This is a genomic window from Pseudobutyrivibrio ruminis AD2017 (assembly GCF_000424305.1).
Classification (GTDB): Bacteria; Bacillota; Clostridia; order Lachnospirales; family Lachnospiraceae; genus Pseudobutyrivibrio; species Pseudobutyrivibrio ruminis_B.
In genome coordinates, this window is the sequence record NZ_AUJQ01000004.1 from 129,905 (window position 1) to 155,141 (window position 25,237).

A 25,237-nucleotide genomic window follows, 5' to 3' on the forward strand; every position below is an offset into this window, starting at 1 on the left:
TTTTATTCCTTCCAATTTGAAACCATGTTCTTAAAATCAACTGGGTTATTATTGCAATAATAAATGCCGTAATCCCCAATGGTATCTATAAGTTCATATTGCTCCATAACAGATTCTGGAGCTGCAATATCATCCTGAAGAACTACCATCACTGTGGCACCTTCATACTGAGTGCTATCATCGTAGTATTTATAATCGCCAAAGTTTTCAAGAGTATCACCATTTGATACACACTTATAAACCCTGCTATCATCTATAACCCTGATTACTCGTTCTGGCTGAACCAGTGTCTTGCCATTATCCCAGAAATAAACCAAACCTGCATCGGTCTTTTCTACCGCAGATAAAAGCTCATCCACACGCCATGCACTGTTATCTGAGATTGCTAAAAAATAATCAGAATAAAGATCCATGCACGCTATAGAAACAAATAATGCAACTACTCCAAACTTTCTAAACAAAAGCTTTTCGTCAAGAGACTGAATGAACAATCCAATCATGAAAAAGCCTGCCAGTGTAGCAATGATTAAATAACGAACGCTGAATGAATCGCCAATAATGTATGGTGCTAAAAAAGCAAACATAAAAATAGCAGTGAAGAAAATCACAAGTAAAAATAGGATATTTTCATCCATAGCCTCTGATTCTTTGGCCTTTTTAACTGTCATAACCAGCCAGTAAATAACAGCTAAATATAAAACAAATGATATTACAATGCCGAAGCAATAAACAAAGCCAAATAAAGATGCTGGATTTCTGGTGATTCCGGCATCAGGAATTCCACCCAGCATAAGTGGAAAGCCTAGAAGTAGATTGCCTAAGTTCTTCATGAACTCGCCGGCATTTACCCACATGGAATCTGAATCCAAATATTCAAATCCTAAGATGCCGCCAATCATTCTTCCAACAAACATTGCAGCTACAAACAAAATCAGATAAATTGATTTAGTTTGCGTAAATATTTTAATATCGTTTTTCACAAACATCTGAATCAGCAAGAATAAGATAATAGGCAGTCCAACCCAGATAAAGATTCCCATGCCCTTACACATAGCCACATAAGCGATAACAAAACATGTTAAGATTCCAAGCCATGATATTTTTTTATTACATTCATCTCCTGTAAAATAAAGCAATATCAAAAAGAATGCGATTATCAAGACATTGTAATAAGCTGCAAATCCATTAACTGATTCATGATACCCCAATTCATTAGCCACCTTATATCCGTTGGCAAGATAAGGGCAAAGAAACATGTTAATCAGCAGCAACTTTACTGACATATTAAATTTAAAATTCTCAGAGATTATGAAAATCAATAAAATTGAAATCAGTGTAAATATAAGATTTGATAAACTGTAGGCTACAAAAATGTTTCCGATCAGCTTATAGAAAGGCAGTACCAAAATCATTCTTTCAAATTCAGGATGAGTGGTACCGTGCATGACAGATGCAGGATATAAGCTACCTTCTTTGGCAGCCACTATCCCTTTAAGATATTCCCAGGATGCATCTATACCCATGTGCTCCTGGCCCTGAAATGCTGTGAAATAAAAAGTAAGTATGAGTTGGCAAATAGCACATGCTCCTAGCATGATTAAAAATAGTCCGTAAAGTTTATTCTCCTGGAATTCTTTTTTCAAGTTTGACATGTGCTATTCCTCATTCAATTAATATTCTTTTCCTAGGACTGCCGCCACTGTTCTGAACATGGTGACAATATCGCCTCCAAAACTAAAATACTTAATACTATCTAAATTGTACTTCATTTTTGCTGGTAGGATATCTTCGATGTAGACCTTATCTACATCATCTGCCGCATCCAAAAGCTTGGCTTCGTCCTTATAGCGAATGCTTGCTTCAGATGTGATTCCAGCGGGAAGTAGAAGTGTTGCATTCATTTCTTTTGTGTATGCATCCACATATTTTACTGCCTCTGGACGTGTTCCAACAAAGCTCATATCACCAATCAAAACATCTATCAGCTGTGGCATTTCATCTAATCTAAGATTGCGAAGCTTGCTACCAACCTTTGTAATTCTGGCATCCCCACCAACAGTAACTGCTGTTCCGATTTTATCAGCGTCATTTACCATGGTACGGAACTTGTGAATCCTGAAATGTCTGCCGTATGTTGTAACTCTTTCCTGTCTGTAAAATACTGGTCCTTTGCTATCAAGCTTAATCATAATAGCAATTATAAGCATTGGAATTGCGAGAAGTACTAACAGTATTATCGCAATTACGATATCAAAAAGTCTTTTGCCAAAAAGCTGAATACGTTTATGAGATAAAGCGTCATAGTATGGCTTTACTTCTTCGCAACGCATAAATTCAGGAATGTCTTCCCATTTTCTAAGTCTCATCAAATGCACCTTTCTATTTGATATACTGGCTTACTGTTTCTTTGAATATCTGGATAATGTAATCCAAATCTTCATCAGAAAGAAGTGTATGAAGTGGCAATGTGATAAGATTCTCATAATATGCATATGCATTAGGGAAATCCTTAATATCCCAACCTAATGCCTTATAGGCTGTCATCATTGGAAGTGGCTTGTAATGAACATTAGTGTTAACGCCCTGTTCTGCAAGCTTAATTATGATTTCACGTCTTGTAGCATCATCAATGCCTGGGATTCTAACTAAATACAAATGACCAGATGATGTGCATTCATCTGTGTAATGATGAAGATGCATAACACCTAATTCATCACACATAGCATCATATCTAGCAATCATTTCTTTTCTTCTATCAAGCATTCCCTGATATCTGTCAAGCTGACGCAAACCGATGGCAGCCATAATGTCTGTCATGTTGCACTTGTACCAAGGGCCAATAATATCGTATTCCCAAGCACCTACCTGAGTCTTGGCTAAAGCATCCTTACTCTGTCCATGTAAGCTGTAGAGCTGATACTGATGATAGATTTCATCATTATCTACACCAGGAATATCCTTCCATGTAGAAGCGCCACCTTCTGCTGTAGTAAAGTTCTTAACTGCATGGAATGAAAAATCTGTAAAGTCTGCAATGGCACCTGCCATAACACCCTTTCTAGATGCGCCAAGGGCGTGTGCATCGTCAGCGAAAACTAAAACACGGCCAATGGCCTTCTGGATACGCTGACCTAAATCTGTGTTACCGCCAGGTACAAATAAATCCTTTTTAGATTCTACTGCAGCAAATAGCTTGTCATAATCTACCATGATTCCGCCTAAATCTACGGCTACAATAGCCTTTGTTTTAGGTGTGATAGCAGCAGCAACCTTATCGTAATCCATTTCTGTTGAATCCTTTTGGCTATCAACAAAAATAACCTTGGCACCGCAATGAATAGCTGCTGATGCAGATGCGGTGTATGTGTAAGCTGGCACGATAACTTCGTCACCTTCGCCGATTCCACAAATTCTGAAGTTAAGCTCTTCTGCAGCGGTGGCTGAATTAAGGCAAACTACCTTTGATGTGCCACAGTACTCGGCCAATCTTTTTTCTAATTCTTTTGTTCTAGGACCAGTTGTGATCCATCCTGAGCGAAGTGCATCACACACTTCTGAAATTTCTAGCTCACTAATATCTGGTGGGCTAAATGGTATGTTTCTCTTAGGTAAAGACATTTCCTATACCCCTTTCTAACCTTTAAATGTAGGCACTGTTTCGCGGATTTTCTGAACCACTTCTGGTGCCTCATTTGAATATGCTAACGACATGAGTTCCTTAAGATTGTTAATAAACTCTGCCGAATCAAACTTAATAGGCTCAGCTACATGAATAAGATGATTTTCTGTCTCCTTCAAGCCTTCCTCACTCATGAGCTTTTCTTCGTATAGCTTTTCGCCTGGACGAAGACCTATGTATTCGATTTCGATATCAATGTCTGGTCGAAGACCAGCAAGCTCTATCATGTTACGAGCAAGGTCAAGAATCTTGACAGGCTCACCCATATCTAATACAAATATCTCACCACCGCTGGCATTAGCGCCGGCCTTAAGTACAAGGCTGACTGCCTCAGGGATGGTCATGAAATAACGAATGATATCCTTGTGTGTAAGTGTAACTGGGCCACCTTCTGCAATCTGTTTTTTGAACAGAGGCACTACCGAACCGTTAGAACCAAGTACATTACCAAAACGTACAGCAACGTATTCTGTGTGGCCACTACCTGCAGAAACCTTATCCACATCTTCCATATCAATATCAAGCTGATGTGTGATAAGTACAGGAAGCTTGTCCTCCTGATTGTTGCGAACCATGTTATCAAATGTCTGGATAATCATTTCGCAGATACGCTTTGTCGCACCCATAACATTTGTAGGGTTAACAGCCTTATCTGTGCTGATAAGAACGAATCGGTCGCAACCGTATTTCATGGCAGCATATGCTGTCTTGTAAGTACCTACTGCGTTGTTTTTGATAGCCTCGCAAGGGCTGTCCTCCATAAGAGGTACATGCTTGTGTGCTGCTGCATGATAGCAGATGTTTGGTCTGTATGTTTCGAATACAGAATTAATTCTTCTGGCATCACGCACTGAACCAATAAGAGTTACCAAATCAAGATTTGGATATCTGCGCTTTAATTCTAACTGAATGTCGTATGCGTTGTTTTCATATACATCAAAAATGATAAGCTGCTTTGGACCGTATTTTGCAATCTGTCGGCAAAGCTCCGAACCGATAGATCCACCACCGCCTGTAACAAGAACGACCTTATCCTTAAGCTGAGCAGCAACATCTTCCTGATGAAGGCTGATTGGGTCACGTCCAAGAACATCCTCGATAGTGATGTTCTGAAGATTACCAGCGCTGATAACACCTGCCTTTTCAGCATACATGTTAGGTAACTGCTTAATCTTGCAATCTGTTTCCTTACAGATGTTGATAAGGTTACGCTTATCGCTAGGAGTGATATTCGCAATTGCGATATAGATTTCTTTTATTTCGTATTTTTCTACAGCAGCAAGTATCTTGTCTCTGCCGCCAATTACTTCTACGCCATCAATATATCGGCCCCATTTATTAGGATTGTCATCAATAATACATACCACCTTGGTGCCAGTATTCCCGCGCCCGTTAACGAAATTAACATCACGAAGGATCATACGACCTGCTGCACCAGCGCCAATTAATAGGACATTGTTTTCTATTCCTGAGTTCTCACGATTCTCGCGAAGCAACAAAATGAATCGGTATGAAAAACGAATGCTTACTGCAAAGAAAAACTGAAACGCTATACCAAAAACATAGTACGATATAGGCATACGGTAAACCAATGCAGTAACCACAACTCCGTTAGCTACAAATGTGATAACAGTTGCTATAACAAGCTTTTTAAGCTCGTAGAAGCTGGCGAAGCGCCATATACTTCTGTACAGTCCCAAGAAATAGTACACAAGCAAAACAAAGGCTGTGTATGGGATGATGATTAAATAATATTTATCTAAGTATGGTTCCTCGATATGAGAAAACTGGCAGTCAAATCTTAGCCATAAAGCTAAGAAATATGAAAGGGCTACAGTAATAAAATCGTAGGCTGCAAGAACATAAGCTACCTTCTGCCAATGCTTCATTTTATTTAAAAGTTCCATTTAACTAATTCCTTTATTCGTCTTTAGATAGTTTTCTTTTAAAATCGTCTGTTACTCGGTACAAATCCATTTCAAAGTCCTGTCTGTTCTTCTGATAGATTGTCTTAAGTACAACACCTGCGAAGAAGGACTGGATGGCCGCAATCATAACAAATCCGCATACTATAAGAGTAGGAAACTGTGGCACCAAGCCAGTTTCAGCATAAGTGATTAACACTGGTATAAAGAAAATAACTGAAAGCAATGCAAGAACTACCGCTGTAGTTCCAAAGAATATGTTAGGGCGGTAGAATCTGAACAAGCGTAAGATTGTGCATAATACCTTCATACCATCGCCGTAGGTGTTAAGCTTTGATTCGCTGCCTTCTGGTCTGTCCCTGTATTCAATAATAACATTTTCCACAAACATGTTTTTATCAACAGCGTGGATGCTCATTTCTGTTTCAATTTCAAATCCCTTTGAAAGGATTGGGAATGTCTTAACAAAACGATATGAAAAGGCTCTGTAGCCTGTCATAATATCTTTGATATCGTTTTTGAAGAGCTTATTGATGCTCCAACGCACAATTGAATTACCAAAATTGTGGAAAGGTCTTTTGTTTTCTTCAAAGTATGTGGAAGAAAGTCTGTCACCTACAATCATATCTGCATGGTCATCAAAAATCTTATCAACCATTTCCCGTGCCGCTTCGGCTGGATATGTATCATCTCCATCTACCATCAAATAACACTGGGCATCTATTTCTGAGAACATGCGTCTGATAACATTTCCTTTGCCTTGCTGGCGTTCGTAACGAACAATGGCCCCAGCCCTCTTGGCGATTTCATCTGTGCCATCTGTGGAATTGTTATCATAAACATAAATGGTGGCTTCTGGCAAAACTGCCTTGAAGTCTTTTACCACCTTTTCTATTGTTACCGCTTCGTTGAAGCATGGTATTAATACCGCTATTTTATCCATATATGTTCATCCTAAAAATTTATTTTTTAGATTTGGCGTAAACCAAAAACAGTATTGAGTAAAAAAGCAAATTACTCAATACTGTATTATAACATAGTATTTGTTTATAGTGGTTATTTTTTATATTTCTTTATCTTTATTCCTTTAAGTAATTCTCTAATTCCTGCATCATTGAGTGAAACATTTTGTAATTTCTTGTGCATACTAGGAATGTTTTTATCATACAGTTTCCAATCTCATCTTCCTCAAGATTATGGTCTTTTATACGATTATCTATCTTTTCTGGCGATAACACAATGATTGCAATCTTTCTTTTAGAATTTGTAGGTTGCTTTGTCTGTATACCGCCTAATATTCTTTCTTTTGTTCTTACAAGACTATTGCTAATATATCCAATTGACTTGTAATACTTGATTTCGATTATTATCTGATTGTCCGCATCAAAAATATCTGCACGCCAATTACCGACACCACCTATTGGGAAATTACAATAAACTTTGTTATTTAATTTTTGCTCGTACCACAAGAGTACTAATTGCTCAACTAATGCATAAATTTTTTTATCGTTGAGATAAGTATTGTAAAAATATAAAAATCCCTCATCTTTATCAAATGTGTTTAACTCTTCTGTTTTATAGAATCTCTGCATTAATTGTGTTTTCAATTCATCCACACTTAGACCAAGTTCCATTGCAAAAGATGCCACAAGCCAGTATGTATCCTCAAAATCTTTAAAATCATCCGCTGTTTTATCCAATGACAATGAAGAAGATTTACCTAACTGATTAAACTCTTCAGTAATTTTTTCATCTTCTTCGCTATCATAATTTGATAATTTTCTGTTTTGGTATTCTATCTTTTTCTGCACTATACGTTTTATTATTTTAAGCCTTTTATCAGTATCTAATAATTTTTCTACAAGGTCCTTATCTGATTCAGGTATTAAAGTAACTATGGCGTTTTCATCATATTCTACATTGCTTGCTCCATTTTGCTCATAGTATCTAAATACCCAAAAACAATATTGGAAAAGAACATCCATAATAATATCATTAATATTACGAAATTCTTTATAAAAGTAATCTGACATCTGAGAATCGTATATTTCAAATTGTTCGATATTCTCCTTACTAATATCATCTACTTGAATGGTTAACTCACCATCAATAAAAGATGCATCCGCAAGTATATTATTTATTAGTGCTCTCTTAACTCCTCTAGCCTCTATAACCTGAGACTTCATATATTCTAATGCCGTCTTATTCTCTTTGTTACAGACCATAGCCTTTGTTATTTCAAGCATTTCATGGGGCTGTGCAAAACGTATATATACTCTGTAATTAAAAAGCGAAGAACCATATTCATCCATATGAGAGTCTTCAAGTAAGATTTGCTTTTCAAAATTCACCCCAGCCACAAGGATACTATTACTATTTTCATTAAGGATTAATGGTTTTATATCCTTAACAATCTTTGCTGATGTTTCTTCATCCAATTTATCCAACTCATCAATTACAAAAACTACTTTTACCTCTTGTTTTTTTAATTTTTCAAGCTCATCAAACAAAAGGTACTCTGCTATTTCATCATCATATAAAGTTTCTTTTTTTAGTGATAAACTATTTTGTTTTTTCGATTCAAGTGATTGCCTAAGATTTCTACCTGCCTGAACCTTTAACGTAAATTTAGAAATGATTATAAGGAATAATGCCACAAGTCTAAGGTGAAAATCTCTAACAAATCCTATTATAAAAGCAATATCAACAAAATCCTCAAGTTTGAACTGTCCTTCATTAGATTTTTCTAAATATTTCTCCAAGGCATCTGTTCGTGTGTTTGATAGAATTTCTTCTGATACTTCTTTTACATCATAAAATGTTGATAAATATAATCTTTCAAGTGATGCATTGTTATTTTCTAAATACCCCGCATCTTTTGTAGCTAGATAAAGTTCTCGAATAATCTTTCTTAAAAAGTATTTATATTCCGTATATTTTGCAGTATTAAATCTAACCACTACTAATTTTCCAATAGAGTCTTCTTCGGCTTTACGCTTTTCCCGGTTTTTACTTAATTCTTTGTCAAAAACATAATTTACAAAACACGATTTGCCAGTCCCCCTAAAACCAGATACTAATACTCTAAGAGGTATCTCATTTGCAATCATATTTCGAATAAATACCTTAGCTGACTGTTGCTGTAATCCAAACATTTTATTTTGTGCCATAACTTCAACATCATTATTGCAAAGCGCTTTCACTATGTCTTTATCAAGTATTATTTTCTCCATAACATTAATACTTTTCCTTCCCTAAATTCATTTAATCGAAAATAATAACCACATTACCTATTTGTATTCTCCCCCTTGTATATTAACCTTCGCTTCCTGGCAAAGGTCTTCTCTTAGCAGTAAGCTCGTTAACATCTATTCTCATGACCGTAACAATAGACACCATTCGCTCATCAAACTCAAAATCATCACGACCTGTTTGAGTCTTCATAAGAATCTTCAGTGAATTAATTTTTTCATCCACATCATCTACTATAGTGACTGTTCCAAAGCCCATTACACATTCGTAAACCATTCCGTATTGGCAGGCCATGCGGCCTTCGAATAATTCCACATTACGTTCCATTGTGAAGCAGCAATTAGGATTCTTTCTGATGATGTCCAGCTTACGGCCTTCGTGAGCTCCGTGAAGGTATAATACATAATGTCCATCGGATTCATCCTTAGTAACCCCATAGTTAAGTGGAACCACATAAGGCATGCCATCATCCACCAAGCCTAAATGCAGATAACTACAGGTGTCTAAAATTTCTTGTATTTGATTTGGATCTGTGATTTCTCGTTCTCTGCGTCTCATAAAAAATCCTCCCTTGTTAAAACTTCTATACTAATTCTCATAATATATATTCTCACCATGTCTCAGCGGATATGTTGATAACTCTGTTCCGTCCAGATTGGTCTTGTGCATATCTACAGCTGTAATCTGATGATTCTCGTATGTGTTGTAATAATAGATTCCCTTATCCAAATTACAGCATGAAGTATAGATAGTTATTTCATATGCTTCACCGCCTAAATGAACGCAACCGCGCTGTTGGTCCACAGAACCTAGGACATGGAAGAATTGGCTTACGCTTTCTAGTTCTGATTCTCCTGAGATTGAATTCATCCTGGTGAAAGCAGCTTTTACGAAACGGGATGTGGATGATAAATCTCCCGGCAAACCTATTGCTCCCATTCCACGGCTGTACTGGTTCAATAATATTCCTTCTGCAAATGTGTTCTGGGCAGGTTCAGCCGTAACTGCCATATATTTATTCAATTCGAAAAGCTGTATGTCAAAGGTAGGGTTGTTGGTCATTACACCTACAGGATTATCGTAAATGCGAAGTCCAGTTTTTGTCTGCTCCACAACTATGGATTCTGTTTTATCTGAAATCATCCAGTGAAGTGGTGACAAAGGCAATTGGTCGCTGAAGTTTTCGTTAATCAGATTGATTTTATCCAATAACAATCTGGCCTCTGTCACAGAAGCACACTGTCCTAATATCCAAGGAATAAATTCAAAAGGAGTGATATTGTCCTTCCCCTCTGCAATATCTTTGTAATCGGCATTATCAGGAAAGTTCAGGCCAGCCATGCCAAGGCCCTTTTCATTTATAGCATCATAAAACAGTGGATAATTATCAACCACATACGCCATTCCGAGCAATGCGTAATGGCTATCTAAATCGGCCGCATGTCGTATATGTAGCTGATAATTTCTGGGCATGATTGTCACTGTTTCGTTATATGAAAACTCTAAATCTAAGTTTCGTCCAAAGTAATGGTCCTTACTGTAGTATGTTGCTGCTGTACACATAAACTCTCCCCCTTTTTATTCCTCGTCAGTTTCCTTTGGCTTAATCATAAGGTTATCTGCAATCACGGATTTCTTTGAAAATCTCAAGGTGGTGTAACCGATGATGCTGAATGCAACTGCTCCCACCAAATTCACTAGCAAATCCTTCATGGTATCAATGATGCCAATATCAAGGTAGCCACCTGGCACTACGTATGATTTTCCATCTACTGTTTTTATAATTGTCTCTGAAATGTTGTTGATAACGAATGGCATTCCGCTATTTGCTGGGTCCAGTGTAACTGAACCGATTTCTTTTACTATGAAATCCTTTTGCATGTCCAGATAGAATAGCTGGTCCATGGTAAATTCAAAGAACTCCCAAATAACCCCAACTGTCATAGAAAAGCAAAAAGCCACTAGGGTCAAATAGAATGGAGATAAATTAATGTGTTTGCTACTTCTGTTTAACAGATAGATGAGCGAAAACCCGATGGCTGCGCACAGGAAGCCGTTCATGGTATGCAGCATCGTGTCCCATCCAGGAATCATTACATAATAATGATTTACCTCACCTAATATTTCTGCAGCGTATATAAATCCGAATATTATGGCCTGGAATACAGCTGGAAATTCTATCTTCATTTTATCCTGCAAGAATGCCGGCATTAAGAATAGCAATAATGATAGGATGCAGATTGCTGCACTCTCATAATTTCTGGTAATTATGCATCTGATAAGAGTGAGTATTACCAAGCCTCTAAGTATAAGATAAAAGGTAAAGGTTCTCTTATTTTTCTTATAGCTGTCCACTAGTGAGTTTTTGTAGTCTATTAATTTCATTTGTTTGTCCTTTCGATAATATCGGTCCCTCCATCAATAGTTACTATGTTATATAGTATATTCTATTTCAAATCATTAATAAAACTACTTAATGCATTTTTTCTTTACATAATCTATACCTGACTGGTTCATAGTTAATTTGTATCTATTAATGTTTTTATTAAGGAGGTTTTTATGAACGAGGAATTAACATGCCCACAAAAACTATTACGATTTATACCTATGGTTGCTTTGCCGCTGATAGTTGGGGCAATCAGCGCGTTACTTACAGGAAATGCTATGAATTCATACCAAGTGATGAATCAACCGCCGCTGGCACCCCCAGCTTGGCTGTTTCCTGTAGCCTGGACAATTCTATATATTCTGATGGGTTTAGGTAGTTATTTTTTACTACTGGCACCTGCTGAATCAATAGAAAAGAAAAGAGCCAAATGCATTGCAATGATAGTATATTTCATTCAGCTTTGTTTTAACTTTGTATGGTCGCTAATATTCTTCGATGCAAAACAATATACTTTTGCATTCGTTTGGCTGATGATTCTTTGGGTAATGATAATCGTGATGATATGGAAAACTTCTAAGGTGTGCTGGAAAGCCATGTTAATGTTTATTCCTTATCTGTTGTGGTGTACCTTTGCTGCTTATTTGAATTTGATGATTGCAATATTGAACTAGGCTAGTTACAAATGACAAAGTTCCGGAACTTTATCAATATTTCTTGATATTGTTCCGGAACTTTTTATAATTCTTCTTCAAAGTCTTTTTCGTAAAAGAGGTATTTGCGACATGCCAACAATATTGCAATACAAGCAATTCTAACTAATGTCTCAATAGGGGCTTCATGCCCTACAACCAATCCCCTTGCAATAGCAAATATCAGAACCTCGACAATTGTATTCATGGAATGTTTGATAAGCATCCTAATAAACTCTATTACAAGCACTGCATTAAAAGCTGTCAATAATATGTCTTCGATATACGCTTCAAAGGTAAGCTCCGTCAACGAACCAACATGCAAGCCTAACTGAATGCAGCTGTACACTACCCCGATAAGCAGAATGGCTGCTACTACTTTTTCTAAGAGGCTAGGCATTCTCAGTATTAATTGATGTGCTCGTTCTAATATGTTTTTGTTCATGGCGTTTCCTTTCTTTGGTATTTGCTGTTGTATTATGGGGATGGGATGTAAAAAGTGGGTAAAACGGGAGTCGAAACGATTGAGTAAACCCTAAACGATTTTCCCATCATATCAACTCACTTACTGCTGCACCAGCAAAATATCCACGATAGAACAGCATATTGGCAATCAACATGCTACCACACCTTCATCCCTCACAACAAACTCTGCAAATTCAGACACAGTAAAATTTCTTTCTCTTGGCGCAACATCGAATTTATCCATAACAAAAGCTTTTATTCTAGCAGCTTCTCCCAACGGCATGTAGAAGGTTTCGATGTCTTCCTTAGAGGTTAATATCTTTTGCTTATACATCTCTTCAACTAGTTTTGGTGATGTGGCAACTCCGATTAATTCTTTATTTGATGAAGTGCCTTTGTCTCTTTGATTCTTTATGACCCTCGCCAAAATACTAATTGCCGGCCTGTCCTCTGTGGTAAATATATATTTATATTTATTTATATCATCCATGTTAGCCAGCATGTGGATACAAATAGCGCAGGCTACTTCTCCCAAATTATCTTTATGCTGCTTATATTGTCTTAGTTCACTCCAAAAATTAACTATAAACGCTTCATCAATTGTTGCACTGCTAGATACGATTGGACGAAGTAGCTGCGCATTTTCGGTCAGAAAATTGTTTAATAAACCCGCTGGTCCCTTTACGCATTTAATAGCATTTTTAAAAAATCCCCCAATCTGCTGCTTGTTTGTATAAGCTGCAAGTATACGATATACATCTTCCTCATATAGAATATATACTTTTATATTAGCATCAGATAATCTCTTGAAAAACTCTATTTGTAACTCATCAAATAGACCTCTATCACCGCACATTTCCATAAGAATCGTGCGAAATACGATCAGGCTACCTGTTGTATTTTTTATTAATTCAACAAAAGCATTTATTCTATTTTCTTTTTTATAAAATTCAATTGAGCATGTATCTATAATATAACAACGCTTTGCTACAAGGATATTTCTAAGTGATTCCTCGCTATATTCATAAATATAACCAGCTATCTCATTATAGTTGGAAGGGCTAGTAGTATATGACATTTTACTGTCCCTCCCTTATTTGCTGGTATATTTTAGAAATGTTATCTAATGTTTCATCTACTTCGGACTTATACATAATATCCGCTGCGAGATTATCTTTGGCTATTCTTGTCAGAAGGGTCTCCAATCTTGGATAATCATCTCTATAGGTAGGCCTTAATGCAGTTAAATCAAGCCAATATTTATTATATATTCGCTCTATATCCTCACTTGTATATTCAAGGCATTTAATCAAATTTTCATCATGCTTTATTAAGCCCGTTTCCCTTAATCTAATCAAAACAGCCATGTATGGTGCTTCAAAATAGCTCATCAATTTACAGACTACTACTGGCAATTGGGGCTCTTGTTTTTCAATATCTCGAATAGTTTCAGCCATAAATTTTTCATACATTCTTCTCAAGTGTTTTTCTGGCATCAAAACCATTCCTGCGAACTGGTTTGCAATACGTTCCTCTTCATGTTCTAGATAAGTGTCCTCTAAAAACATTTCTACATTGTTTGAAGCGATATCATTATTTATACATATATGACATGTCTCATGCATAAGTGCAAAAAGCACATTATATGATGGCAATGAGGAGTTCAATATTACATATCCATTATCATTGCTCCCCCTGTAACAAAATGCACCTATTTCTTTATCCTTCAATGGTAATCGTATTATTATAAAATTCTTTTCAAAAAAAAGAGGCTCCACTACTTGTGCTATATTCTTTATTTCACTACCATTTTCCATTCCTAGTAGCTCATAGAATTTTTCCACACAAGCTGATGCCTCTTTAATATTTTCAGTATTATGTTTTACAATGTCCTCAAATTTAGTTGCTCTCATAATGGGTGACTCCTATAGCCTCATAGAAGTTAGCCTTAGCACTAACGATATTCTCCATATTTTCAGCCAACTCTACCAGCTTATTAAATGTAGCCTTTTGCGATTCTGTTGGATTACCAATGTAACACAATGCAACTTTACCACTTTTAAGTTGGTCAGTAGGCGCACTAAAATCATCTTGCAAAAAATATGCACAGTCATGCCCTAAAGCATTTGATATTAATGTCATTTCATCTTCTGTAGCTGGCTGTTTATCATTTAAAACACGGGATAATTTGCTAGTGTCAAAACCTGTCTTCAATGATATGTAATTTTTCTTGATTTTTTTTGCGGACATGTAAGCACTAACATTTTCTGTAAATTTGCTCATTACATCCACCCTTTTCTTTTAATAATGTACACGATTTTTCTATTCTCTTTTAGTCGTAGCTTTTCTTGATAGCTCTTGTTTTTCTTATAATATTCTGTTCTAATATATTATAGTATAATATTATCATTCAGTGATATTTTCGTCAATATTCACATCCAATTATTAAGTATATTTGCATATATGAAGTATTTTTTTGCAGATTTTAAAATCGCAAATTATTCTTGTATAGCTCATACCTATATTATATAAGCCTAACAAACTCCTTTGGGACTACAATTGTATATTCCAAAACATTAGGCGTAAGCGGTAAACTATGGGTACCGCTTACTTTACCGTTTACAAATTAATTAGTACATTATAGTATTCCCTTCTATACAAAAGGGCCAGCTGCATAAATAACAGCTAGCCCCTTTAAAAAGACAAATTTTAATTTCCTAAATTATAGTTTAAATTCAATATGTTTGCAATAGCGTCCTGAAGAACTCTGGAGTAATTTAGCCCCGCTTCATCAGCCTTTACTGTCATCCAATATGGAACAGTGCAATTCTTTCTAACTGCACGATTATCATATTGTCTACGGTATTCAGCCAAATCGACATCTACCATTGTTTGCAAACCATCGGAATAGTCAAAAATATCATTATTTTTTTTAGCCTTTTTTACAGCCTCTTTATATGTAGAAGCTTCAGGTAAATCATTTTCCTGCCCCATGCAAGCTAAGCCAATATAATCTCTAGCCATTTCTATAGCATCTGCTAAATCTGTCCCCTCAGTGTAGCCATCTAAATCAGGAATATAAACCAAAAAATCATCGCCAGATTGTTTAATTAATACCGGATATGCAACCTTCATAATAGCACCTTTCCACTCTTCCCCTACAGAAAAATCAAGCCAGGTAGGGATTAAATCCCCGCCTTCTTGATAATCTGCTTGGCTGTTATCTCGTTAAGTTCTCTGTGTCGCGGTATCACGACCTGTGTTGTACCGTTGGTATAAATATCATGACTTCCGCCATTTCTCAACAGATAATAGCCAGCATTTTCAAGGTTTTTAATTAAAATTTGTCTTTTCATTTCAGTTACCTCGAAAATGTATTTTCATCTATTATTATACGCATTCAATACGCATTGTCAATCCTGATTCTTTTTATTATTCCGTATCTTTTTTATATTGATGTAATAGGCTCCCGTCCATCAGCCTGTATCTTCTCAAAAAAATTTCATCTATCTCATTTACCTTATCTTCCATGAAATGGATATTATTGAAATGCTTAATTTACCCCTCATCATTTTCTTATTTCTTACTAATGACCTTATATTTATGTCTTAATGATTTCATACTCCAGTCATCATATCCAACGAACCCATCATTTTGCAATCTTCCTAGAACAATACCAGGATCCCTATTAATTTCTTTTGCAAACGACTTTATGGCATATGAACTGAAGTCTCGCTTATTTTTAAAACTTTCGTACTTTTCAGGCGAAATCAAGCTATCTGCTGCAAATCTATCCGCAATCTCCTCCGATTTACCTGTTTCTTTTTCAAACGAAATACCAAAATCCCCATTCATAATATGTCCAATTTCATGAAACAGTGTAAACCAAAACGTATCTGAATTAAGGTTTCTATCGCTTACCATTAACATGACATTGTCACCTATTTTCTTTGTTGCACCATTAATCTTTGAACCTGTCATATTTGGCATTATTACGAATGAAACACCTGCTTCCTGAAATTTTTCTTTCACATTAAGATAGAAGCCTCTATGATTTTCGGTTTGAGTCAGCGCATAATCTACTGCAGACTTAAACTTCTTCTTGTCGTATCTTATATTTTCATTTTCTCTTGCCTTCTTAATAGCAATTTGAACCATTGCGTTCGCCTTAACAATATTAGACTCACTAAGATTTGCTTCTGCACTTCTAAAGCTCACAGCCATATCTTTTCTTGCCAATACATTAAGAGACGACACCCCCAAATACTCTCTTGTCACTTTTATTTGCTCATCAATTTTTCTAGGCAAATCTGGTAATCCGCAGTATTCTCTAAAATATTTATAATCTAGTAATGCAAATATTTTTTTCTCTTCTTCATAATCTGCTTCTAAATCGAGCTGAACAGCAACAGCATCATATGAATCCTGTAGATTCTGCCAATAACTGATACTTGTGCCCAACATTCTAGATAGTTTTATAGCCATATCAGTAGATAAACTCTGTTCACCACGAATGAGAAGACTTAAATTCTTAGGTGTAGTGTCTAGTCTTTTTGCAAAATCTTCTTGTGTTAATCCGCTTTCATCTATTAATTCTTTTATATAATATCCAGGGTGAAATGCGATTGAATCTTTATATTCTATATAATTACTCATAATGTTTACTTACCTCCAATATCTCAACAATCTTAACGCTCGAAGCAATTTCATCAATATTACATGGCGCAAATGGTTCTCCATTATCATCTAAAGGCTGTAATATTATTCTCCAGGGTTCTCTACGAGATTTCACATCAATCGCAAAATATCCATCCAAATTTTTACCGTCCTTATTCTTCAAAGCATGAAAATGTAAAGGAGGTAGTAGCACTATATCTTTTATTGTCTCAGCAGAATTAATTGAATTGATTCTAGACATTAAACTAACCGCCAATCCATTATCTCCACCAAAAAGCTTTCTTGCCTCTTTCAATGAAGTACACTGTGCTTCGACTTTTGTTGAAGCATATTCAATTTTCAAAGCTTATCCTCCGCTATTATTAATTACCTGATAGGTAATTTTATTATATTGCCGTACACTATAAAAGTCAACTTACAAACAACTTGTTCTGCCTCACATCAACTCCAGCACCTCTGCCGCTATCTCAGCATCACACACTCTCATGATATTATCCTCAGCATCTTCCTTTGATAACAGATTAATGCTTCCGTACCAGACAATATCATTATCAATCACAGCAAAACGTTCGCAATCCTCTGTCCTAAGTCTCACTTCGAATCCTGCACGTCTCAACCTCTCCAACAGTTCCATTCTTACATAGTCCTTGCCATATACATAAGCGTCTGGATGCCAGGTTACTATCGTTACATTCACCCCAAGCTCATACTTAGGTGACAGCATCTCTACAAGCTTTTCAACCTTCTTCGTGTTAATACGTGGGCTTGAGATTACAACTGATTCCTTTGCCTCAATCAAGTCTCGATTGTAAACTTCTGCATAACTTTCAATATCATAGATTGCATTTGCCTCCTGCTTCTCACCCTCTATTCCAGCACATATATCATATCCAATCTTCTTATAAGCTTTTAATCGAGACATATACATCTTATCAAACTTCGGAACATGAATATCTACATAATCATATACAATGACATTCTCCTTGCTTGGATAGTCCCGGTTCAGTCTTCCCACATACTGTTCCACTACATTTTCACCCCTAATTGGCGTAGCCATAAATAATGTATCCAATCTAGGATAATCGAATCCTTCACCAAGCAAAGAGCCCGTACCAACTAGTATTAAACTCTCGCATTCACTAACTGAATTTAGCTCGGCCACCTGGGCACGTCTTGCCTTAGTGCCATCTTTACCAGTCAGAAGAATTACTCTATCTGCCTTATCCCGCAACAATTCAAATAATCGCTCTGCATGATCCACAAATTTTGTGAGTATAACAGGAGTTCTCCCTGCTTCTACACATAACACTACATCATTAACAATCTGCGCATCCCTAACATCATTATTTCTAATCAGCTCATATGCCGCATTGCCATAAGGAGTTTTGCTCAAATGATGTGTGGCAACAGTTCGTGTAAATCTTGGATACACTAAGTGGGGAATCCCTTGCTCCTTTGCTCTGTCCTTCGCAGTAAATCTATACCTTATTGGACCGATTAAGAATTCATTAGTCTTCTCTTTTCCATCTCCTCTTTTTGGCGTTGCAGTCACACCATATAAATATTTTGCAGGTACTTTTTTCAGAACCTCTATAGCAGAATCCGAAGCACCATGATGACATTCATCCAATATTACTTGACCATACTTTTTCAAAAGTGGATGCAGTCCATCTTTCTTATTCAAAGATCTAATCATAGCTACATCAACAATTCCAGTCATGGAGTCATGTGCACCTTGTAGGTTTCCTATTAATTCTTTTCGCTTCTTTATGCGTCCAGATTTAGTCTTATATTCTGGTAGCTCCTCATCGATTACTAAAAATTCTTTTAATCGTTCTATCCACTGATTCATCAACTCTGCTTTATCTACCAGTATCAACGTGTTAACCTGATGTTTCGCAATCAAATCACAACATACTACTGTCTTTCCAAATGCTGTGGCCGCATGAAGAATTCCATCATCATACTTCATAATTTCTTCCAGCGCTTCTTGCTGAGATTCTTTTAATTTACCTTTAAAAGACACATTAATTCTTCTACCATTTTCACGTTCGTCTCTAATCTCATATTTAATATCTGCAGCCTTCAGTAGTTCCTCTACCTTTTCTTGTAGCCCCCTTGGCAGTGCTATATAATTCCCGACATCCTCGCCAAGATATATAAACCTTGGCGTATCATAATTAGGCATACTCATAGCTTGATTTCTAAAATAATCTCTATTTGTATATGCAGCGAGTTGTCGTAGTTTTCGCTTTAACCCATTAGAAAGATTATTCTTTTTAATATAAAGATTGTCAGATAATGTGATATCAATAGAACCATCCACATCTGCCCCGGAAATGTTGTCCGAATCTTTCCATGGAATGTAGTTCTCATTATCTTCTTCATTTATAGTTACCTTGCTCCACTGTAACAGACAATCTTCAACCTCTGACTTAGTTAATCTTCTAACTGTACCTAACGCCTGCAACTGCTTAGGATATGCATTCCAATTCTCATCAACAAAGGCACTATTCCCTTCTAGCAATGCGCGTCCCTGTAACGGGAGCGCAATTACGTTGCCTAACCCACCTGCTGGTAATGTATCTTGTGTAGGTATCATTCTGTCGTAATATCTAAATGATTTTAAATCTACAGACTGTGCGCCTTTTTCAAGCAATGCAAATCCAAATCTTCTTGCCAGTTTTGCAGGAATCTGTTCTTTGAAGAAAATCCACACATGAGCACCATTTCCTGAACGTGAACGCTCCACTATAGCAGGAACCCCCAATTCCTTACAAATAGCCATTAGCACATCAACTTCTTCCATCCACTCCTGGTTTTCATTTGCAAAATCTCCCTGCTGCGCTCCCTGAGCATGATTGTCAAAATCAAACACCAGCAACTGACACATATTATCCTCAAGCATGGGATAGATTGCCACTACATCATTACCATTTGGGTCTGCTCCTCTTAAATGTGCTTTTATCAAATCCAGAGTGACCGGCTTATATGCCTTAATCTCGCAATCTTTGCATCTAACTCCGTCGTGCTTATTTATATGGCAATCTCTCTCCCATCTATTGAAGCATTGAGTGTAGTAGCCAGTTTTTCCAGTTTTAGGATTACAATAACGAAGATCATAAACATACTGTCTACCTCTGCAGAAGAGCATGAAGAAATTGTTAGCATTCTTATCATTTATCTCAATTGGCTCAATTCTATCTCCTTGGTTTGGGGCATATTTTTCTTGTTTTGACTCATCCTGGCTATCCGCATTTATCTTCACATTATAAGAAATCCCTGCCTCATACAATAATTGTCTGAGGCAGAGATTCTCTTGCTCTAGCTGTTCTATTTTCTGTTTTAGTTCTTTTATAGATTCCCCCATACTTATGTCCTTCTCAATTTTACACTTTCCACAATAACTTTATACTACCTCTGCTTCTCCACAAAGTTCGAAAACCTTGGCAGTAGCAATCCAATGAATCCATACTTGGATGTATCAATTAATCCCTTTTTATCTAGACGATCCCTATATGTTGAAAATAAGCTGGAAGACATATTTATTTTATCTCTCAAACGCTTTATTTTCATTTTCTCTTTACCTTCGAGAGCAAATAATACATTGTAATCAGTATCTAAGAGTTCCGACCATATCTTTTGGTATATGTACTCTTCCAAGTATTGTTCATATTCCAGCAGAATCTGTTTTAAAGATTTTTCTGGATTTCTCCACTTAACATATCCCAAAACCTGATAAGCAAACGCATACCCCTTGGTTTCATCAGCCATTTCCTTAGCTGATTTTTGATCAATATCAAAAATTGATTTGTAACTATCTATAATAGCTCCACTGTTTAATGGAAGCATATGAATTTTAGGAGCGCGATACAAAAAAGTTAATGATTTTTCATTTTGTAACTGGTATATATTTTCATAAAGACCTGTCATAAGAATGAATATATCTAATTCTTTCCTAATATATATCTGGAAAGAATGTGCAAGGATTCTCATAGATTTATTATTTGTCACCCCGTCAAGCAAAACCAACACTTTTTTCCCTCCTTTTTTAGAAGAGATAGCATAGTCTCAATTGCAGTATCAATACTTGTAAACTGCTGTCCACCTTCTACACTCAAACCAATTCCAAAGAACGATAAATCTATTTTAGCTTTTGCAAATAAAACGTGTGTTTCTGGTAAATTATATAATTTTGCTGCAAGCTGCTCTAATAAATCCAGTTCAGGATTCAATTCCACAACAACCCATTTTTTATCTTCTGTCAATTCCTTTGCAATACTAGTCATCAAAACTGTTTTTCCTGCTCCTCTGACGCCTGTAATCATGTACATCATGCAGTTTGCTGGCTCTGATGAAAAATTATCAACAACCTCATTGGTCTGCTCCAATCTTGAAATATATGTTAATGGTTACTTTCCAAATGATAATGTAAATGGGTTAGTCATTTTGAACTCCTTCTCATATTTCTTCTATAACTTTCTATAACTTTCTATAACTTTTGACAACTATAAGAATAAAAGTAAGCGCTTAGTGTTCACCCGTAAGGGGAAACAAATGGCATCCTTTCGGATGCCAGACTTATTAAATATATGGAGCATTTTAAAAAAGACAACACTGATAAATGTTGTCTTTTATTATTTCTCATCTCTCCACTTTCTCAAAATCCGCCTTCGGATGCTTACAAATCGGACATACAAAATCATCGGACAACTCCTCACCCACATACTCATATCCGCATATGCGGCACCTCCATGCTGTCTCACCCTTAGGTGTTGTTCCAACAGCCTCAGGCTTTGGCTTGATATTATTCTGATAATACTCGTATGTCATTGATGGCACTTCTGAAAGAACAGTCATAGCTGTAGGCTCACAAATAAATAGTGTATGGGAACCCAAATCAACCGTTTCAACAACCTTCAGCGAGAAGTATGCATTTGTCCCAGCCACAATATAAGTAATTCCATTATCCGCCTGCTTATAATTCTCCTTTGAATAATCAGCAAACTTGTCTACATCTCGACCTGACTGAAATCCGAAATGCTTAAACAAATCAAATGACGCATCCTGGCTGATGACAGAAATATTGCACTCACCAGTCTCCTTTACCATATCATGAGTGAAGTTAGCCTTGTTAATCGCTACGGAAATACGGTTTGGTTCAGATGCCACCTGTATGGCTGTGTTAATGATACAACCATTAGCTCTACCATCACGCACTGCAGTGCATACAAATAAACCATAAGATAATTTGTACATAGCTTTTGTGTTCATTTCTGACATAATAATCCCCCAATTTTACATGTCTAAAAATCTAACACCGTAAACATCAAATCATACACTGTAATTAGTCACTCCCCATAATAATTATACTTTATTATATCTTTCATAGTTCGTTTTTCCTGAATCCTTAATAGCTTTTCTCCAATACGTTGTATATTCTTTATTATCCACAAATTGACTTACTTCTTTTATCCCCCTTTTGTATATCCATGCACACAACATATAGTCATCATTTAGAACATCGTCTAAAATCAAATACAAATATGCAATATTTATATTGTTTAATGATAAATACCTGTCAAATAATCCATGAGATGCTTTTATATCACCTCTATTAATACTATTTTTTAATTTTACAAATACTCGTTTTTCTTTATTCAAAAAGAAATATCGCCTCCACGGCACTCTAGAAGTCCTATAACGTCTTAATAATTCCCAAAAAATATCTTTCTTTATTATCTTTATAAGTAAAAATATTATTAGTAATTTTTGACAATTTTACATAATATCCATTTAATTGCTTAAATGTATCCGCCATATATCCTATGCTTGGATTGACCGGTATAGCAATCTTTCCAGGTAATATTTCATCAACTGAAAGCTTATAATCATATTTTTTCAAAGACTCTTCTATTTCACTTAGAAACTTATATTCCTTATAAAACATACCATCAGAATATCTATAGGCATCAGATATCCGACTAATTATTTCATCCTTGTGCTTAATTAAGTTATCTCCTATAGGCATCAAAACATTTTTTGTATCAGGTATCTCATTAACTTCATTCATACATTTTGTGGATAAAGCCATTCTGTAATCATAACTCGAAAGACTATTATCATATATTAATTCCTGATATGAAGAACTACAAAACTTATTGTGCAGAAATGGGCACTCTAAATAAAATAACAATTCCTGTGATATCTTATTCATATTCTCTAATGCATTTTTTCTTGTTAATAAAAATTTTATTAGCCACGTCGTATAAGTAAAAATAATTGACGCAACAACAGATGTAATAATTGATTCAGCTATCATTTTTTTCTTATCCCTTTTTAACAATCCATTTTTGAACGCCATTTACCATTTAAAGCATTGATATTTTCTTGTTCTTCGTAATTACCTTACAATAGGTACCGTTTACGCTTATTGCTCCTATCAGTTTTAATAAAAAGGTTTCTGAAATATCTTCGGATATTTCAATTCTGGCATTACCACAGACGATTGAGGCTACGCCATGAGTTGCCGGCTTAAGCGCCTCTGCAGGTGATGGTAATTCAACAAATGTTTGAACTGGTAACTGAGGTTGCTGCTGTTTTATTAATTCTTGACTATTTGTTTGTTGAAGTTCATCCATGTAATACTCTTGTACCTTATGGAGATGATCATAAAATGTAGGTGCCTTTATACCTTTCAGGGAGCACCATTCCCTAACGGTCATTCCCTCTGGTCTTGAATTGTATTCTTGAACCTCAGCAAACCATTGTTGATAACGAAGCTCTTTCTTCAGTTGAGCTGACTTATTCATAAAGATACCTCCTATATGTCGGGCACTATACATAGTCTACATACTATGTAAATAACCCATAGTTTATATATAGGATTATCTCAACTATATAAACTGGTACGAGGTACCCACTATTTAACGTTTACGTTCTAGTGTATACATTGTGCGAACTCCTTCTTTTAAGTCCTGGAAACGTCCGCACCCTCTTTGGAGCATTTAAATATTGAAATTTACATTATTCACTTTTTTGAGCATCTAAACATCGAATTTTACTACATATATATAATCTAGATTGATCTATCAATAATGCTCCGCAAAAAACTAATATCACCTTACATAACAAGTGAACAGTAAACATAGTTTTAGAATAATAGTTAATATTTGGCGAAAATCTCTTCCATATTATTTCTCGGACTATTGGATTATCATGGATAATATATATTGCCAAGACGGATTGTGAAATCTTATTAACTGTTCTACTATAAAATTCGAATTTATTGGCATATAAAAATATTAATAAAGGATAAAAAAAGCCAACCAAAGGAAATAAAAAATTCATTATAGTACTATTTGTATCTGATGAATGTATCATGCTTATCTGATTTCCCAAAACCAAGAACCCCATAACTAGAATAGAAAGTATAACTACAATGGTAAAAATATTTTTCTTACTCCACCAGTTGTTAGTTCCATATTTTTTTAAGTACCCTCCCCACAGATACATTATAAATAAGCCTTCCACTGAACATTGTATATTCATACCTGTATAAAATCTAAATCCCGGTAATATAAATCCAAAGGTAGAAAGGATTATTAATAGATTTCGATACTCTTTTTCGCTTATAATACTTATCCCTTTATTAACATTAGGTATAATAAGTAAAAGTATAATATAGCAGGTTATAAACCAATTACCACTAGTCCATATATCAGTAATTCTCTTTCCAATTTCTATATCCCAGCCATTTCTTGCCATGAAAAGCAATGCCAAAATTATAAAAACCAAAATATACCCTATATACTCTATGAGTATTCTTTTTATCTTTTTTACATTACTAGCTGTCTTATTTATCAAAAAGTATCCCGAAATAACTGCAAATGTTCCATTTCCAATTATACCTACAAAATGCAATATCTGTATTAAATATACATTTATCCACATATCTACCGCTAGCATCTGTTGTTTTTCTGAAAAGCACGCTTCTACCCCATGGTAACAATAATGATGCGCTATAATCAAAAACATCATCACTATTCTTAATAATTCTATTGAAGAATTTCTCTTCTCCATAACCCCCCCCCATTTTTTTACGTATAATTATTGTCTTCTCCGTAACATTATAGTATTTTTTGCATTCAAAAAGCTATTT

26 protein-coding genes are annotated in these 25,237 nt (G+C 35.7%); 1 reads left to right on the plus strand and 25 read right to left on the minus strand.

From position 1 onward, the window contains the following. Positions 1-2: 2 nt before the first annotated feature. The 9 genes from G611_RS0102370 to G611_RS0102410 form a co-directional block, all read right to left on the minus strand. Positions 3-1,652, minus strand: a complete 1,650-nt coding sequence (locus G611_RS0102370) for a hypothetical protein (RefSeq protein ID WP_028242246.1) — start codon at positions 1,650-1,652, stop codon at positions 3-5. Between the two features lie 18 nt (positions 1,653-1,670). Continuing rightward, positions 1,671-2,366 carry a sugar transferase gene (locus G611_RS0102375; RefSeq protein WP_028242247.1) on the minus strand — a complete coding sequence of 232 codons (696 nt, stop codon included), beginning with the start codon at positions 2,364-2,366 and terminating at the stop codon, positions 1,671-1,673. Positions 2,367-2,379: 13 nt separating this feature from the next. Beyond that, positions 2,380-3,618 carry a DegT/DnrJ/EryC1/StrS family aminotransferase gene (locus G611_RS0102380; RefSeq protein WP_028242248.1) on the minus strand — a complete coding sequence of 413 codons (1,239 nt, stop codon included), beginning with the start codon at positions 3,616-3,618 and terminating at the stop codon, positions 2,380-2,382. Between the two features lie 15 nt (positions 3,619-3,633). Further along, positions 3,634-5,586 (minus strand): polysaccharide biosynthesis protein, encoded by a 1,953-nt coding sequence (locus G611_RS0102385; RefSeq protein ID WP_028242249.1) that lies wholly within the window; start codon positions 5,584-5,586, stop codon positions 3,634-3,636. Between the two features lie 13 nt (positions 5,587-5,599). Further along, positions 5,600-6,547, minus strand: a complete 948-nt coding sequence (locus tag G611_RS0102390; protein ID WP_028242250.1) for a glycosyltransferase family 2 protein — start codon at positions 6,545-6,547, stop codon at positions 5,600-5,602. Positions 6,548-6,683: 136 nt separating this feature from the next. Next, entirely contained in the window at positions 6,684-8,837 is a 2,154-nt protein-coding gene (locus G611_RS0102395; RefSeq protein WP_028242251.1) for a P-loop NTPase fold protein, read from the minus strand. Positions 8,838-8,919: 82 nt separating this feature from the next. After that, positions 8,920-9,414, minus strand: coding sequence for a pyridoxamine 5'-phosphate oxidase family protein (locus G611_RS0102400; protein ID WP_028242252.1), 495 nt, complete (start codon positions 9,412-9,414; stop codon positions 8,920-8,922). A 30-nt stretch (positions 9,415-9,444) separates the two neighbouring features. Further along, the gene (gene bsh, locus G611_RS0102405) at positions 9,445-10,419 is read right to left on the minus strand and encodes a choloylglycine hydrolase (RefSeq protein ID WP_028242253.1); all 975 of its coding nucleotides are present in this window, start codon (positions 10,417-10,419) and stop codon (positions 9,445-9,447) included. A 15-nt stretch (positions 10,420-10,434) separates the two neighbouring features. Further along, positions 10,435-11,241: a hypothetical protein gene (locus tag G611_RS0102410; RefSeq protein WP_028242254.1), complete on the minus strand. Its 807-nt coding sequence runs from the start codon at positions 11,239-11,241 to the stop codon at positions 10,435-10,437. A 174-nt stretch (positions 11,242-11,415) separates the two neighbouring features. On the opposite strand from G611_RS0102410, the gene G611_RS0102415 reads away from it, so the two are divergent. Then, complete coding sequence (locus tag G611_RS0102415; RefSeq protein WP_051195017.1) at positions 11,416-11,916, plus strand: TspO/MBR family protein; 501 nt, start codon at positions 11,416-11,418, stop codon at positions 11,914-11,916. A gap of 64 nt (positions 11,917-11,980) precedes the next feature. On the opposite strand, the gene G611_RS13625 is transcribed toward G611_RS0102415, so the two are convergent. The 16 genes from G611_RS13625 to G611_RS0102490 all read right to left on the minus strand — a co-directional run bounded on the left by G611_RS13625 (position 11,981) and on the right by G611_RS0102490 (position 25,158). Further along, positions 11,981-12,379 (minus strand): hypothetical protein, encoded by a 399-nt coding sequence (locus tag G611_RS13625; protein WP_051195018.1) that lies wholly within the window; start codon positions 12,377-12,379, stop codon positions 11,981-11,983. A 168-nt stretch (positions 12,380-12,547) separates the two neighbouring features. Beyond that, positions 12,548-13,477, minus strand: a complete 930-nt coding sequence (locus tag G611_RS0102425; protein WP_028242256.1) for a hypothetical protein — start codon at positions 13,475-13,477, stop codon at positions 12,548-12,550. Between the two features lies 1 nt (position 13,478). Further along, positions 13,479-14,312, minus strand: a complete 834-nt coding sequence (locus G611_RS0102430) for an ImmA/IrrE family metallo-endopeptidase (protein WP_028242257.1) — start codon at positions 14,310-14,312, stop codon at positions 13,479-13,481. Beyond that, complete coding sequence (locus tag G611_RS0102435) at positions 14,299-14,682, minus strand: hypothetical protein (RefSeq protein ID WP_028242258.1); 384 nt, start codon at positions 14,680-14,682, stop codon at positions 14,299-14,301. The genes G611_RS0102430 and G611_RS0102435 overlap by 14 nt, the downstream gene beginning before the upstream one ends. A 426-nt stretch (positions 14,683-15,108) precedes the next feature. Next, complete coding sequence (locus G611_RS0102440) at positions 15,109-15,534, minus strand: type II toxin-antitoxin system HicB family antitoxin (protein WP_028242259.1); 426 nt, start codon at positions 15,532-15,534, stop codon at positions 15,109-15,111. A gap of 50 nt (positions 15,535-15,584) precedes the next feature. Further along, positions 15,585-15,755 carry a type II toxin-antitoxin system HicA family toxin gene (locus G611_RS13630; protein WP_033151953.1) on the minus strand — a complete coding sequence of 57 codons (171 nt, stop codon included), beginning with the start codon at positions 15,753-15,755 and terminating at the stop codon, positions 15,585-15,587. A gap of 220 nt (positions 15,756-15,975) precedes the next feature. Then, positions 15,976-17,055: a HigA family addiction module antitoxin gene (locus G611_RS0102450; protein ID WP_028242260.1), complete on the minus strand. Its 1,080-nt coding sequence runs from the start codon at positions 17,053-17,055 to the stop codon at positions 15,976-15,978. Continuing rightward, the gene (locus tag G611_RS0102455; RefSeq protein WP_028242261.1) at positions 17,048-17,419 is read right to left on the minus strand and encodes a hypothetical protein; all 372 of its coding nucleotides are present in this window, start codon (positions 17,417-17,419) and stop codon (positions 17,048-17,050) included. Before G611_RS0102455 ends, G611_RS0102450 begins: the two co-directional genes overlap by 8 nt. Before the next feature lie 93 nt (positions 17,420-17,512). Then, the gene (locus G611_RS0102460; protein ID WP_028242262.1) at positions 17,513-20,446 is read right to left on the minus strand and encodes a TOTE conflict system archaeo-eukaryotic primase domain-containing protein; all 2,934 of its coding nucleotides are present in this window, start codon (positions 20,444-20,446) and stop codon (positions 17,513-17,515) included. Between the two features lie 44 nt (positions 20,447-20,490). Then, positions 20,491-21,111: a winged helix-turn-helix transcriptional regulator gene (locus G611_RS15935; RefSeq protein WP_242824245.1), complete on the minus strand. Its 621-nt coding sequence runs from the start codon at positions 21,109-21,111 to the stop codon at positions 20,491-20,493. Continuing rightward, complete coding sequence (locus G611_RS15940; protein ID WP_242824246.1) at positions 21,087-21,467, minus strand: DEAD/DEAH box helicase family protein; 381 nt, start codon at positions 21,465-21,467, stop codon at positions 21,087-21,089. The genes G611_RS15935 and G611_RS15940 overlap by 25 nt, the downstream gene beginning before the upstream one ends. Before the next feature lie 253 nt (positions 21,468-21,720). After that, the gene (locus G611_RS0102470; RefSeq protein WP_028242263.1) at positions 21,721-22,350 is read right to left on the minus strand and encodes a flavin reductase; all 630 of its coding nucleotides are present in this window, start codon (positions 22,348-22,350) and stop codon (positions 21,721-21,723) included. 93 nt (positions 22,351-22,443) lie between these two features. Next, positions 22,444-22,740: a hypothetical protein gene (locus G611_RS0102475; RefSeq protein ID WP_028242264.1), complete on the minus strand. Its 297-nt coding sequence runs from the start codon at positions 22,738-22,740 to the stop codon at positions 22,444-22,446. A 34-nt stretch (positions 22,741-22,774) separates the two neighbouring features. Then, entirely contained in the window at positions 22,775-23,440 is a 666-nt protein-coding gene (locus G611_RS0102480) for a hypothetical protein (protein WP_028242265.1), read from the minus strand. A 7-nt stretch (positions 23,441-23,447) separates the two neighbouring features. Next, entirely contained in the window at positions 23,448-23,888 is a 441-nt protein-coding gene (locus G611_RS13640; RefSeq protein WP_051195019.1) for a hypothetical protein, read from the minus strand. 214 nt (positions 23,889-24,102) lie between these two features. After that, positions 24,103-25,158 (minus strand): acyltransferase family protein, encoded by a 1,056-nt coding sequence (locus G611_RS0102490; RefSeq protein WP_028242266.1) that lies wholly within the window; start codon positions 25,156-25,158, stop codon positions 24,103-24,105. Positions 25,159-25,237 lie beyond the last annotated feature (79 nt).